Origin of the sequence: Daejeonella sp. (genome assembly GCF_044232565.1) — a bacterium.
Classification (GTDB): Bacteria; Bacteroidota; Bacteroidia; order Sphingobacteriales; family Sphingobacteriaceae; genus Daejeonella.
This window is the reverse complement of sequence record NZ_JBIILQ010000049.1, coordinates 1-13,557: the sequence shown is the minus strand read 5'-3', so window position 1 is coordinate 13,557 and position 13,557 is coordinate 1. Positions and strand designations below refer to the sequence as shown.

General features: G+C 37.0%; 14 protein-coding genes. 3 read left to right on the top strand and 11 right to left on the bottom strand.

The annotated features are described in order from the left end of the window. The 4 genes from ACILQF_RS04610 to ACILQF_RS04595 form a co-directional block, all read right to left on the bottom strand. The coding region (locus ACILQF_RS04610; RefSeq protein ID WP_395626240.1) for a histidine kinase dimerization/phospho-acceptor domain-containing protein at positions 1-3,454 on the bottom strand (3,454 nt) is incomplete at its 3' end. Between the two features lie 69 nt (positions 3,455-3,523). Continuing rightward, positions 3,524-4,405 (bottom strand): ACP S-malonyltransferase, encoded by an 882-nt coding sequence (gene fabD, locus ACILQF_RS04605; protein ID WP_395626239.1) that lies wholly within the window; start codon positions 4,403-4,405, stop codon positions 3,524-3,526. A 39-nt stretch (positions 4,406-4,444) separates the two neighbouring features. Beyond that, positions 4,445-5,077, bottom strand: coding sequence for a GTP cyclohydrolase I FolE (gene folE / locus ACILQF_RS04600; protein WP_395626238.1), 633 nt, complete (start codon positions 5,075-5,077; stop codon positions 4,445-4,447). Positions 5,078-5,101: 24 nt separating this feature from the next. Next, complete coding sequence (locus ACILQF_RS04595; RefSeq protein WP_395626237.1) at positions 5,102-5,512, bottom strand: 6-pyruvoyl trahydropterin synthase family protein; 411 nt, start codon at positions 5,510-5,512, stop codon at positions 5,102-5,104. An 80-nt stretch (positions 5,513-5,592) separates the two neighbouring features. On the opposite strand from ACILQF_RS04595, the gene mqnB reads away from it, so the two are divergent. Genes mqnB through rfaD form a run of 3 tightly spaced genes read left to right on the top strand, consistent with a single transcriptional unit; the run spans position 5,593 to position 8,076 of the window. Continuing rightward, positions 5,593-6,237, top strand: a complete 645-nt coding sequence (mqnB, locus tag ACILQF_RS04590; RefSeq protein WP_395626236.1) for a futalosine hydrolase — start codon at positions 5,593-5,595, stop codon at positions 6,235-6,237. Next, positions 6,234-7,088, top strand: a complete 855-nt coding sequence (locus ACILQF_RS04585) for a 1,4-dihydroxy-6-naphthoate synthase (RefSeq protein ID WP_395626235.1) — start codon at positions 6,234-6,236, stop codon at positions 7,086-7,088. The genes mqnB and ACILQF_RS04585 overlap by 4 nt, the downstream gene beginning before the upstream one ends. A gap of 22 nt (positions 7,089-7,110) precedes the next feature. After that, positions 7,111-8,076 (top strand): ADP-glyceromanno-heptose 6-epimerase, encoded by a 966-nt coding sequence (gene rfaD / locus ACILQF_RS04580; protein WP_395626234.1) that lies wholly within the window; start codon positions 7,111-7,113, stop codon positions 8,074-8,076. A 182-nt stretch (positions 8,077-8,258) separates the two neighbouring features. Here rfaD and ACILQF_RS04575 read toward each other — a convergent pair whose 3' ends face one another. From ACILQF_RS04575 to ACILQF_RS04545, 7 genes are all read right to left on the bottom strand, one after another. Further along, positions 8,259-8,636 (bottom strand): hypothetical protein, encoded by a 378-nt coding sequence (locus ACILQF_RS04575; RefSeq protein ID WP_395626233.1) that lies wholly within the window; start codon positions 8,634-8,636, stop codon positions 8,259-8,261. Between the two features lie 46 nt (positions 8,637-8,682). Beyond that, positions 8,683-9,462: a hypothetical protein gene (locus tag ACILQF_RS04570; protein ID WP_395626232.1), complete on the bottom strand. Its 780-nt coding sequence runs from the start codon at positions 9,460-9,462 to the stop codon at positions 8,683-8,685. Then, complete coding sequence (locus ACILQF_RS04565) at positions 9,462-9,980, bottom strand: hypothetical protein (protein WP_395626231.1); 519 nt, start codon at positions 9,978-9,980, stop codon at positions 9,462-9,464. The genes ACILQF_RS04570 and ACILQF_RS04565 overlap by 1 nt, the downstream gene beginning before the upstream one ends. Positions 9,981-10,199: 219 nt before the next feature. Next, positions 10,200-10,517 carry a hypothetical protein gene (locus ACILQF_RS04560; RefSeq protein ID WP_395626230.1) on the bottom strand — a complete coding sequence of 106 codons (318 nt, stop codon included), beginning with the start codon at positions 10,515-10,517 and terminating at the stop codon, positions 10,200-10,202. Positions 10,518-11,053: 536 nt separating this feature from the next. After that, positions 11,054-12,283 (bottom strand): FtsX-like permease family protein, encoded by a 1,230-nt coding sequence (locus tag ACILQF_RS04555; RefSeq protein WP_395626229.1) that lies wholly within the window; start codon positions 12,281-12,283, stop codon positions 11,054-11,056. Between the two features lie 33 nt (positions 12,284-12,316). Beyond that, the gene (locus tag ACILQF_RS04550) at positions 12,317-12,955 is read right to left on the bottom strand and encodes an MBL fold metallo-hydrolase (protein WP_395626228.1); all 639 of its coding nucleotides are present in this window, start codon (positions 12,953-12,955) and stop codon (positions 12,317-12,319) included. Positions 12,956-13,084: 129 nt separating this feature from the next. Then, the coding region (locus ACILQF_RS04545) for a gliding motility lipoprotein GldD (protein ID WP_395626227.1) at positions 13,085-13,557 on the bottom strand (473 nt) is incomplete at its 5' end.

Below are 13,557 nucleotides of genomic sequence, written 5' to 3'. Positions count from 1 at the left end.
GTGCTTCGATTGAGTTCTTAATTAGATTATTAAAGCATCTCAAAAGCTGATCCTTATCTCCTTTAATTAGAGGTTCAATGCCACTCATTTCTTCCAGAATAATGGAGGTATGATCCGATTGTCGATAAAGAACGATTGATTGCTCAATAATTTCCTTCACATTTACTCGCTCGAAAACGGCTTCAGGCATTTTTGCAAAACTCGAGAACTCGGATGCAATGTGTGCCAGACTTTCAATTTGCTCGATGAAGGACTTATTAAAGCGCTCAAATTTTTCGTCAAAGTTTGGATCTTTCTCCCTCCAAGATCTTTCAAGAAGCTGTATACCTAATTTAAGGGGAGTTAGTGGATTTTTAATTTCATGAGCTACCTGCTGGGCCATTTCACGCCAAGCGGTCTCCCGCTCCGATATAGCCAGCTTTTGAGCACTCTCCTCCAATGCTGCAATCATATTATTGTACTCACTAACCAAGCTGCCAATTTCGTCGTTACGCTTCCATAAAATAGGTTCATTTTTACGTCCAATTTTTGTTTCACGCAAGCTTTTTTGTATAAGGCTTAGCGGACTAGTAATTCTATTGGCAACAAATACTGCAAAAAAGCCAATTGCAACAAATACTAAAGCATATACGTTTATCAAAGCATTTAAAAATACTCCTATACGCTCTTCATAATCCTTCTCATTTGAGAAGTAGGGTAAACCCAAATAGGCAATTTCCTCATTGCTACTATTCCTAATTGGAACATAAGCCACAATAAATGAAAGATCGCCAATTCGTTCAGTATTAATGTATTCCGACTTCTGGAGCCTATTAAGATATAAATAGGATAAGGAATTCATTTTGGGCGCAATCAACTCGTTTTCATAAATTTTGGGTTGCGTAGAAAGAATCAATCGCCCATTCATATCAAAGAGATTAAGATCCACACCATTTATGTCCGCAAAGTTATTAAACGCAATTTCCGTCTTTTCATCCGCAGAAATAAACCCATTAGTCACTAATTGTTTATTTACACCCGAAGAAATCTTATTTAATTTATCCAGCACAAATTCTTCTTGCTGCTCGCGATACTGACCACTAATATTATAAAAAGTGATAATTCCAGTTATTACCAAGGTAACTACCACAGCGAAAACCATAGATACCTGAATTCGGGTTTTATAAAGCATTCTATTGCTAACAATAAGAAAGTTCCATCCAAAGTTGCGCCAACTAAGGTGGTAGTGAAGCATTGCATACCAAAGCCATCGAATTACACTCAAAAAGATTGCAAAGAATAGAAAGGTCAAAAAGATAAAAGAAACTGATGCAAGCTGATCGAGTATCGTACTCCGCTCCATACTTACCACAATAAGCCTTCGCGAATTTGGCTGAAAAATTAAATGGTTATACTGACGCCCATTATCGGATTTATTTTCAAATAAAAATTTGCCAGTCTTGCCGATAAAATCATAATTTCTTAGGTTGTAAACGTACTTACCCTGCTGATTTAACAAACGATTATCCTTATAATATGCATACGAATAATCATCAATCTTTAAATCATCTCTTATTTTGCCATCTACTAGCAACTCAGGGAAAGCCCCTACTTCTGCTAATCGCTTCGAATTAAGTTCTAAAACCAGTGTGCCAACCTGATTTTCTTCATCTTTTATAGGTATTAACGCAAAATATTGCTGAAAGCCGAACGTATTATTCCGCTGATAAAAATAATCTGAGACCTTAAAAGAACCTTTAAGAACCGAATTTTTAAAATTTGACAGGGCAATTTTCCGGTCACCTTTCAAAAATCGATCGTTGGTATCATACTCATACGCTTCAAAATCATACTTGGAGAGGTAACCCGCCAAATAAAGTTTCATCAATCGAGTTTCTAGGGCATTATGACTAGATAGTGGGTTTTTAAAATTATCGATAACAAATTGATCAGATAGGATTTCTTTTTCTAAGCTTAAAAAAAGCAATACTGCATTAGGATCAGTAGAAGACTCTAGCTTAGAAGCCAGCAACTTACGACTCTCTCGCTCTTTTAATGATTGAAACCTCGAAAGCTTCATGGAGCCCATTAAGGAAAAAATAAGAAGGCAAACAATCAGATTTCCACTAGTTAAGCGCCCATCATACTGATGAAATGAGACTCCAACAATAAGCAAAATGAGGGCAAAAAGCAGGAAAAAAATGGTAAAATCGCTATAAAACAAGCGATAAATCAATGCAGCCACCAAACCAAGGCCAAAAACGAGTAAACGCTCCCTCGTGCTAATACTTAATGCCAAACTAATGGCAAAGGCTGAAGTAATTAATAAAAATAGATTGAAAATAGCTAGACAGAAAATCACTAAGCCTAAGTAATTCAACCAGCCTGAATTTAAAATATCACCAACCTCAAAGTTAATATTGGAATTAGTGATTAATCCGTAAAATAATTCATTGGTAAAAAATGTGACAAGGCACACAAAAATGCCCAAGGCAATAAAAATTATATAGCTAAAAAATTTATTAAGAGATGATTGCGTTTTTAATATTTGAAAACGGTAAGCATAAATAAAGGCTAAAATCCACGTAATTGCTAAAATATTTAATAGAAACTCACCAATTGAAGGAAAGAAATAATTAGATGCAAAATATTGAGGATTAAAAATTTCCAATTCAAAACTTCTACTAAAATATCTAAACTCAAGATCGAGAAGGCGCAACCCTATCAAAATGCTAATTAAAAGCAGGATAGCCCATTTAACATAGCCCTTGTCTGCAATCGAAATACATAGGCTTGTTATAAATATTAAAAAGAATAAAATCGATAAAACCCACATTAGCAATTCTGTTGCTAGGTAAAAGGAGGGCGAGGTATTCGATTTTAATTTGACTGAAAGCAGGTACTTCCCATCCAAATTACGGATATTATAAACTTCTTTATCCTCTAAGCTTGCAATTTCAAGACTATTGGAAGCCAACAAATCTTTTGCAAAATCATTACGTAGATATTCATTTTGGTAGGGATACTCAGATTTTATGGGGATGAAACAGAGTACAGAAAAATCACCCCATGACCTCTTAATAACTTCGAAATAACCATTCCCTTGACGAATGAAACTACTTCCCTCTTTAAACAGTCGGTCGGAATCGGGCGCAATTTGTATCCCACCTAAAAAAACAAGACGGCCTTTTTCATAGGTATTAATGAAGATATTCCTCTTCAGACTGAATTCAGAGATTAAGTAACGTGCCCACTCTTCATTTGTTTGGATATTTTTAAGTGAATCACGAAATGATGCATCACCAAGTAAATTTCGTAACAACTCCTCCTTTTTTTGAAGCCGCCGCTCCACTTTACGGGCCTCAAGAGTTAGGATTTCTTCCTTCTGAATAGTGTAATTAATAGTCAGGGCAGTGCCAGCAAAGCCAATTGCGAGCATAAGCAGAAGAAAACGAATTTTAAAATTTCCGCTCATGAATGATTTTTTAATTAAAATTCTGAATCACATACCCTAAAGAGAAGGTACATAAAACATCCTTTAGAGCTATAATGTAGCGCCTGAGGTCTCTACCGTGCGGTCTACCTTTTTTACAAGCCCCTGCAATACATTTCCAGGACCCACTTCAATGAAAGAAGTAGCACCATCATGAAGCATTTTTTCTATGGTTTGTGTCCAACGCACCGCACCAGTCAGTTGTGCAATTAAATTATGTTTAATGCTTGGCACATCCCTATATGGCTTGGCATCAATATTTTGATAAATGGGACAAATAGGTTCCTTTATTTCGGTATTCTCAATAGCTGCCTGAAGTTCAACACGAGCAAGTTCCATTAATGGTGAATGGAAAGCACCACCTACATTAAGTTTCAAAGCCCGCTTTGCGCCTGCTGCAAGCAACAGTTCACATGCTTTGTTTACACCCTCAATACTTCCAGAAATTACGAGCTGCCCCGGACAGTTATAGTTTGCTGGCACAACCACATCGCTTACACGCTGACAAATATCTTCTACAGTAAAATCATCCAAACCAAGGATAGCAGCCATGGTAGATGGTTGAATTTCACAAGCCTTTTGCATGGCATTGGCGCGAGCACTTACCAAACGTAATCCGTCTTCAAACGATAAGGCTTCCGCAGCCACTAAAGCAGAAAATTCGCCCAAAGAATGCCCGGCAACCATATCTGGTTTGAAACTGCTTTTGAGCTCTTTTCCTAAAATAACAGAATGTAGAAAGATAGCAGGCTGCGTTACATTGGTCTGCTTCAAATCTTCGTCTGTTCCCGAAAACATGATATCAGTAATTCTAAACCCTAAAATCTCGTTTGCACGTTCAAATAAGTCTTTAGCACTTGAAGAATGATCATAAAGATCTTTTCCCATGCCTATAAATTGGGCGCCTTGCCCCGGGAATATGTATGATTTCATATTTATTAATCTTATAGTTTAACGTATGAAAAAACGAGCCTAAATTAAGCTTGCAGTAATCAATCTTAAAAATTCTTTACGTGTTGTTTCATTGACAAAAGCACCTGTAAATGCTGAAGTGGTGGTCACTGAATTTTGTTTCTGTATTCCACGCATCGACATGCATAAATGCTTGCACTCAATAACCACGGCCACACCAGCTGCATCTAGGGTTTCTTGAATGCAGTCGCGTATCTCATTGGTTAAACGCTCCTGCACCTGTAAACGACGTGCGAAAGCATCAACCACACGTGGAATCTTACTCAATCCAACAATATGACCATTCGGAATGTAAGCGATATGAGCTTTTCCGAAAAATGGAAGCATGTGATGTTCGCACATGGAAAATACTTCAATATCCTTGACAACAACCATCTGATTGTAATCCTCCTTAAACATCGCGCTACGAAGAATATCCTCCGGTTTAGCATCGTATCCATGGGTTAAAAACTGTAAAGCCTTAGCCACACGAACGGGCGTTTGAAGCAGCCCCTCACGAGCGGGATCTTCACCCAACTCAACTAATATTTCCTTGTAATGGGCTGCAATACGTTCAATCTTTGCGGGATCATAATGGTCGATTTTTGTGTAACCATTTATTTTTTCTTCCGAGGAGTGCTTGTTATCTTGCATTTATGCTATCAATTGTTTTTGGATTTAGCCAAAATATTCAACAAAATTATTCTCGGTTTCAAATAGTTTCACCGAATGTAAGGTGGCAAACTGATCATTAATATGAGTTTTTAAAACCTCAAAAATAGTAACAGCGAGCACCTCTGTTGAGGCCATTTTACCTTTCATAAAGGCTACATCAAGATTAATATTTCTATGATCAATTACATCCGTAACATACAATCTAATAATTCGTTTTAACTCTTTCAAATCAATTACAAAACCTGTTAGCGGATTAATTTCACCCTTAACCGTTACAAACAACTCATAATTATGACCATGCCAATTGGGATTTGAGCATTTTCCGAAAGTTTCTAGGTTTTTTTCATCACTCCATTCTTCCCTGAATAGCTTGTGTGCGGCATTAAACTTCTCTTTTCGAGTTATATAAATCATTTTTCATCAATTAGAATACAAATATACTGAAACAAAAATATGCCTTAATAACAAATCAAGCGAATTACGTAAATTGCACAATGAAAATACTACTTGTTGCCGCTACAAAGGCCGAGATAGAACCATTTTTAACACATTTCTCATTCAGAAACCTGCTGCCCTACAATAAAAGTTTTGGCCGGTATCAAGTAAAGGTATTAATCGGTGGAGTTGGGATGGTAGCTACGGCATTCTCAGTTGGAAAAGCTCTCAGCGAACATCCTTTCGACCTCGCCATCAATGTTGGTATTGCAGGAAGTTTCATTCCTGAACTTAAACTTGGCGATGTTTGCCAAGTGAATGAGGATAGTCTTGTGGAGCTTGGTGCTGAAGATGGGGAAGAGTTTTTAAGCATAGAAACACTTGGATTAGGCAGAAGCACCTATTTTGCTAAGCCTGACCTTCTATTCCCAAAACTGACTAATTTAAAGTCAGTGAAGGCAATAACGGTTAATAAAATCCATGGGAACGAAAAATCTATTGCCAAAGTAGTAGCTCTGTTTAGCCCCGACATTGAAAGTATGGAAGGTGCAGCATTTTTCTATGTCTGTGAGCAGACAAAAACTTCCTGCCTGCAGATTCGCGCTATTTCTAATGTTGTGGAACGACGTAATCGTGAAAATTGGCAAATCGAACTAGCTATAAAATCATTAAATGATACTTTAATAAAGCTTTTCGAGTCATGAAATTAAGCCTAGGTTTTTCACCATGCCCAAACGATACCTTTATTTTCGATGCGCTAATTCATCAAAAAATTGACACTGAAGGTTTAGAATTTGAGGTGTTTTATGAGGATGTGGAAACACTAAACCAAAAGGCTTTCAGTGCAGAACTCGACATCACCAAACTGAGCTACCATGCCTACGCCTATCTGACTGAAAAATATGTGTTGCTCCATGCCGGAAGTGCCCTAGGTTTTGGAGTAGGCCCATTACTCATTTGCGAGAATGAAGAATATACATCAACTGATGGCTACGAAAATCTCAAAATTCAGTCCTCAGAACTCAGCATTGGTATCCCCGGTAAGTATACCACCGCCAATTTTCTATTAAGCCTGGCATTCCCTGAAGCAAAGAATAAGATCGAGATGAAATTTTTTGAAATTGAATCCGCTTTATTGAAACATCAGATCGACATGGGTGTGATTATCCATGAAAATCGCTTCACCTATCAGGAGAAAGGCCTGAAAAAGATTATTGATCTTGGTGAGTTTTGGGAGGATCTAACGCAAGGACCTATTCCCTTAGGTGGTATTATGATCAAAAGAAATCTCCCCGAAGAAATAAAACAAAAAGTTAACCGCATCATTAAACGAAGTGTTCAATATGCATTTGAACACCCCCTTGAGGGAATGGATTTTATCTGCTCACTTTCACAAGAAATGAGTAAAGATGTGATTAACAAGCATATAGAATTGTATGTCAATAAATTTTCGCTCGATTTAGGCGATGTTGGTCGTAAAGCCGTCGAGACCTTCTTTAAGGAAGCACACAAACTAGGAATCATCCCTGAAACCAAACAAAACTTATTCTTATAATTGTAAACATTCATTTTTAAATATGATCATCATAACAGGAGCAGCAGGATTTATTGGTAGTTGTTTAATTCAAAAACTAAATGATGAGGGTTATTATGACCTGATACTCGTTGATGATTTCTCGAATGAGATCAAAAATAAAAATTTTGAAGGCAAAAAGTTTGCTAGCAAAGTGGAGCGTGATGTTTTTCCAGCTTGGCTAGGTGAAAACCACTTGCATGTGCAATTTGTATTTCATATTGGTGCCCGTACCGATACCACTGAAATGGATCGCGTGCTGCTGAACCGCCTCAACCTAGATTATACAAAGAGCATTTGGAATATCTGTACAGAATTTGGATTACCCTTAGTATATGCTTCATCTGCAGCAACTTACGGACTAGGAGAGCTGGGTTATGAGGATGATGAAACTAAAATACCGATGTTAAAGCCCTTAAACCCTTATGGCGACTCAAAAAATGAATTCGATATTTGGGCCTTAGAACAGGAAAGAATGCCTTATTTCTGGTCGGGATTGAAATTCTTTAATGTTTATGGTCCCAATGAATACCACAAAGGTAGAATGGCCTCTGTTATTTTCCACACCTTCAATCAGATTCAAAAAACAGGATCCATGAAACTGTTCCAATCACACAATCCTGATTTTAAGGATGGCGAGCAAATGCGCGATTTTGTATATATCAAAGATGTAGTCAATGTTTTATACTTTATGATGCACCATCGCAAAGATTCTGGTATTTATAACTTAGGGACAGGCAAGGCTAGAACCTTCCTCGATCTGGCTAAGAGCACGTTTAATGCCTCAAACAAAGAACCTGATATTTCATTTGTACCCACACCCGAAGATATCCGCGAAAAATACCAATACTTCACCGAAGCGAATATGAATAAACTACGCTCCATTGGGTATAGTCAGGATTTTTACAACCTGGAAGATGGTATTGAGGATTACGTGAAAAATTATCTGGTACCAAACAGATATTTATAATTCGATCTGTTGGTACAGTTTAGCATAGTGCTTAAACTATAAAACAGCGAATTAATGTTTTACCGCAAAATCAACGTTAATAATCGCTGGAAACTTAACAGATATTAAATAGACGAGGAAGAATAAGTCAAATGCAAAAGAGAGAGAATATTGTTAAAACAAATTCTCTCTCTGTAAAAAACCTATGGTACCAATTTGACATTGGTTTCTGTTACTATAATCTCAGTTTTTTTCTTTTTAAGGCCATCAAAATGCTGTATTACAACAATTATAGAGTCACCAGAATCACGATTTTCGATGATCTTAGGATATAAAAATGGACCAATCGAAAATAATTTATAATCTGGTTGTTGATCATAGTGAGCTACACATAATAATATGTTGAACGAAGTCTCATCTGTCTCTGGCATATTCGCACTTCCTGATCCGTTCGAAGTTATAAATGTACTCAGGTATAGTTGCCTTCCAGCAAAAGGCTTATAACTTTCAATTGAGCCAATCAACTTGACTATTTCTATCTGAGTAATTTTGGTGACATTAATTGATTGACAAAAGCTCATCGATGCAAAGAGCAAGCAGGGGATTAAGATTAATTTTTTCATAATATTAGTTTCCGTCTACAGAAAAATGTAAGTAGTTATCATGACCTCCAACTGGCCAATGCTGGCCCCATTTACGTTCAAATGCGGGTCCGAAGTTCTCCCGCCTGTTTGGCACATTCTCAAAAGCATTTTGTAATGCAACAACCAATTGATTGTTAGGACCTAATGCTAATACATAAGATCCATTTATTTTAGAAATATCAACAGCTATTTGCCTAGGGTGGTTGCTGTTTGGACCATGGCGTCCATTAGTTGTTGCCTTTATATATAATTGGTGTATTGTTACACTAGAGCTTGCTAAATTCAATGCGGCTTTCAACGCATCTACTAATCTGGTAGCAACTGGCTGGTTTGCCGAGACAATGATACCATTATCTTTTGTTGATCCAAAAATTATATTTACGATTTGTCCATTCTCGAGCGTGAAAGTTGATGGTATTAACTGCGTTGGTCCTGACCAATCAGTGTTATCATCAGAATCGTTGTAGTCATTGCCATCATAGTAACCATATTCTTCCTCTTCAGTGCCGCCAGCGCTGCCACCACCACCGCCGGAGTCAGTCGGAGGGTCTGGAAACCAAATGCCCTGACAAATATCTACTTCCATGTAATCAGTTAGGGAAAACTGATTCCCACACCATCCTTGAGGCGCATAACAAGATGCGCTATATAAAACTATTATTTCACCACCGCACCTACTGTAACCATCTGAGATATAAGTACAGTGGGCTATTGTCGTATAGCATTGCGTTTCCCACGAAGATACAGAACCCGGTATAGACATTAATTTGTTTGTTTAGTCTTATTGCCTTGTTTTCTGTATGAATCATTTAATTGACCGTTGGTATATTCCAGCATGTAATGTCGTTTACTCTCCAAATTCGAGAGAATCAAGCTCCCTGTATAAGTTTGCATCTCTAGCTTATTATATTCAGGAACTGAGTTTTTACTATTCACAGTAGAACTTTGGTAAAATGCACGATAAAACTCTTTTCCGTTTTTAACCATTAGAAAAGTGGCGGCGTTCATTTCGGTGATGGCCACTATTTTTCCATCCCGTTGGACACTACCTTTAAATTTAAAATAAAAATACGAAACGCTGTCATTAACTTTTCGAATGTCTGGATTTTCCCAATCCGGAGTCCAAGAAATTCCTTTTTCTGAATTAGCCTTAAAGCCTGTATCCAACTTCAGCTTATAATAATTCTCTTTAATTAACCTAGGTGACATCTGCATCTCCTTTTGACTGGAAGTCAGACTTAGAAATGGACCATGGTCTTCTTTAGAACATTTTATCATCATCAGCGAGATGAGAATTAACAAAAACAAAGTTAGAAACTTTTTCCTGTTCATATCCATGTATCGGAATGGGAATGAGAGATGGTGGTTTTTCTCCACAAGTAAATTTTTTAGTTTAGAGTTTAATTCTATAAAATATAAAAAACAGCAATCCGCCCAAATTGTATTGGTTGATTATGAACTAACATAACTGACACAAAGTATTTTTTGAATTAAACTTATTTAACGGTATGATTTGAAGGATGAACGGTATTTGTTACCGATTCTGAAGATCATTAAATTATCTGTAGACTTTGTAATTAAACTGAACAATGATGAAATAATGTTGTGCCAAAAAATCAATTTTATACTCGATGGAAACTCTCCAGACAGTTGATCATTGGAACGTCCGTCCAACCACTGCCTATAACGGTTTGCGGCTACCCGAAGGGCGGGACTTTTACCACAAAACTTGATTTTAAAAACTAATGTTCCATTAACCATAAAACTGCCTTTGGAAAACGAAATCGCACCTTTTGGGTAGGTGCTGTTATAGCCCATTTTTATTTCTTCTTCTCAATTTCCTCCATTCTTTTCCATAATTCTTTGACCGCCTCCGCCCATTCTTTACTTCCAATTTTTGCAGCACATTCAAGTAGTACTTGTTGTTTTCAGAATAACAGCATATACCTGTCATTTGCCGAATTAATTGTTTGAAAAAAAAGCATATTTCTAAAAGTCTTTTTTAATAAACAGAATATCCTACAGAAAACCGGAAAAGATGTATTTGGCACGAGAACGATCCTTTTAAATTTTCATTTTAGTTAAATTGCTGGAACGCGACATGCGAAAGTTAAAAGGTGAAAGCAAAAAGCGATAAGGTGAAAGTCAAAAGCGAAAAGGTGAAAGAAAAAATTATGTGTTTAATAAGGGGATACGGTTTATGTTGTACTAGAAAAAACTCTTTGAACAGGAGTGAATAACTGGTTTATTTGATATGAACTATTTTTGGAATTATGAACTCAGCGGTGGAGAAGGATCGCCAGGAATGATTTTTTTTAATCTGAATTAGTCCAGATCACCAGTGATAAATAACTCTACAAATCCTCTTTCAAATTCCCAACATTCTTCACACTTAATCGTGAAGAAATTGCCGAAGCAATGACAGAAACAAGCAGAACAGTACCAAAAACGAGTATAAAATCAAAAACCTTGATTGCCACCGGGTAAGTATCAATCATCATATTTGCACCACCCATGCTAATAAAGCCAAATTGCTGCTGCAAGAGAATAAATATCAATCCCACAGTCATACCGGCAATACAGCCGAGCATAGAGATCATCATTCCCTCGATAAAAAAAATACCTCGAACCAAGCTCTTATCGGCTCCCAAGCTAGTTAAAATAGCAATATCCTTTCGTTTATCAATCACCAGCATGGTTAGAGAGCCAATGATATTGAAAATGGCAATGATGAGAACAAAGGTAAGGATCAAAAAAATAGCCCACTTCTCCGAATTTAGGATTTTATAGAGCAATTCATTCTGCTGACTGCGATTTTTCACTACGTAATCTTTTCCCAATAATTTCTCAATATCTTCCTGAAAATCGTTAATATCAACTCCTTTTGCGGCATTTATCTCAATATAGGAGACCAACTTATTCTCACCCATTAATTCACGCGCAAATCGGATGGGCACAATCATGGTATGATCAAACTCCTGCTGTGCCGTAAATACACCAGAGGGGTGAATAAAGCGAATGTTGAATTCATCGGCAGGATTAAACGAGTTGGAAGCACCCTTTCGGGGAGAGAATATCTCCAGGCTTTGAAATTCATTATCGAGGTTTACCGATAATAAATTTTGTAGCGCATAGCCAATTACTGCCATGTCTTGGCCGGAAGAATGAAGCATAAAACTACCACTAGAAATGGCTGAGTCGAGCGCTGATTTATTTTTTGTAAAACCTTCACTAACGCCCTTTATTGTGGCAATCGATTGGGATTCACCGTATCTAATTAATGCTTTTTCTTGTAGCACTTCAGTATAACTGATGGTTCGTACATCCTTCCTTAGATTCAAAAATGCACTTGTCCCAGGATCAAAGGTTTTACCTTTTAGAACTTCAATGCGCAACTCCGGACTAAACGTATTGTACATGGAGAGCACAATGGTTTCAAAGCCATTAAATACTGAAAGAATGATGATTAGGGCCGCACTACCTACAAAGACACCAAGCATGGAAATCCCAGAGATGAAATTGATCGCATTGACCGATTTCTTCGAAAAGAGATACCTTTTGGCGATGTAGTAAGATGTGTTCAATGTTAATTAAGAATTGATTAAGAATTAATAATTTTATTTTAAAAAGGGATTATGCTGCTTTTCAAAACCAATGCTAGTGGCTGGTCCGTGACCAGGGTAAACGCGACATTGATCAGGTAATGAAAACAATTTTTCACGAATGTTTTTTATTAAAAGCTCATGATTCCCCCCTGGAAGATCAGTACGGCCGATGCTACGATAAAAAAGTACATCGCCTCCAATTAAAAAGCCATCCTCCTGACAGTAAAAACATAAATGTGCGGGCGAATGACCGGGTGCAAAGATGATATCAAGCTCGGATTCACCAAATTTGATTGTTCCACTATCTGATAAATACAGCTCAGGAAGTGGCGAAATTTCGTATTGAATTCCCATTTGTGGAGCATAAGAAACAACTGAATTTAGGACAATTTCTTCACCCTTATGGAATTGGGGCAATAGTCCGTAAGTGTCAAATACAAATTTGTTCCCTAAAACATGATCTATATGGCAATGTGTGTTCAATAGCAAAACTGGCTTCAGTTTTTTATCGGAAATGAATTTTAAAAATTCATTTTGCTCCTCTCCTGTATACATTCCGGGATCGATAATGACACATTCCAAAGTATCATCAAAAAGGATATAGGTATTTTCCTGATAAGGGTTAAATGCGAACGACTTGATTTGGATCATAGTATAAAGTTACCAAATTCTATACAATAGGAGCTAGAATATGGGGATCAAGATTTATGGAGATTAATTTAAGGATATAAGAATTAGAAATGGAAAGAAAAAAAGAGAAAATGATAGCGTAAAGCTCTCCTATTTTTGCCAAGAAAACGTTTTTATCATGTGATCGATATCTTTTTTTATAAAATCTAGTACCGGTTGAATGGAATCTAAACGAGGCTGTTCATTGAAATATAAGGCGCCACGCAAATAATTTTTGGTGCTATCGGTCAGGAAAAACTGGACAGACGAAGCCGTATTGCCATCAATTGAGTAATAAATGCCATAAACCTTTTTTTCGGGATAAGAAATTATAGCCTCATCAATGGCGGTAGCCTTCACCGTATGCTTAAAAGCAAAAGTTCGCGCATCTTCAACCAAGGCATCAAACTGCTTTCTATTGCTAAAAGATTGATAGCTCAAATGCACTCGTCCATTAAACTGGGGGTAATAAATATCAATCCAGCAGGGTTTAGCATCCTTGTTTTTATCAGGTAGAACAGCTGCATATATGGAGAAGTCAAACCTAAAAGGACAATTACTGCTATAATTTTGGTATTTGTTTT

Bases quoted from the DNA above. Each gene is read 5' to 3' on its own strand.
- fabD (WP_395626239.1), bottom strand. From the start codon at position 4,405: ATGAAATCATACATATTCCCGGGGCAAGGCGCCCAATTTATAGGCATG.
- folE (WP_395626238.1), bottom strand. From the start codon at position 5,077: ATGCAAGATAACAAGCACTCCTCGGAAGAAAAAATAAATGGTTACACA.
- ACILQF_RS04595 (WP_395626237.1), bottom strand. From the start codon at position 5,512: ATGATTTATATAACTCGAAAAGAGAAGTTTAATGCCGCACACAAGCTA.
- mqnB (WP_395626236.1), top strand. From the start codon at position 5,593: ATGAAAATACTACTTGTTGCCGCTACAAAGGCCGAGATAGAACCATTT.
- ACILQF_RS04585 (WP_395626235.1), top strand. From the start codon at position 6,234: ATGAAATTAAGCCTAGGTTTTTCACCATGCCCAAACGATACCTTTATT.
- rfaD (WP_395626234.1), top strand. From the start codon at position 7,111: ATGATCATCATAACAGGAGCAGCAGGATTTATTGGTAGTTGTTTAATT.
- ACILQF_RS04575 (WP_395626233.1), bottom strand. From the start codon at position 8,636: ATGAGCTTTTGTCAATCAATTAATGTCACCAAAATTACTCAGATAGAA.
- ACILQF_RS04570 (WP_395626232.1), bottom strand. From the start codon at position 9,462: ATGTCTATACCGGGTTCTGTATCTTCGTGGGAAACGCAATGCTATACG.
- ACILQF_RS04565 (WP_395626231.1), bottom strand. From the start codon at position 9,980: ATGATGATAAAATGTTCTAAAGAAGACCATGGTCCATTTCTAAGTCTG.
- ACILQF_RS04560 (WP_395626230.1), bottom strand. From the start codon at position 10,517: ATGGGCTATAACAGCACCTACCCAAAAGGTGCGATTTCGTTTTCCAAA.
- ACILQF_RS04550 (WP_395626228.1), bottom strand. From the start codon at position 12,955: ATGATCCAAATCAAGTCGTTCGCATTTAACCCTTATCAGGAAAATACC.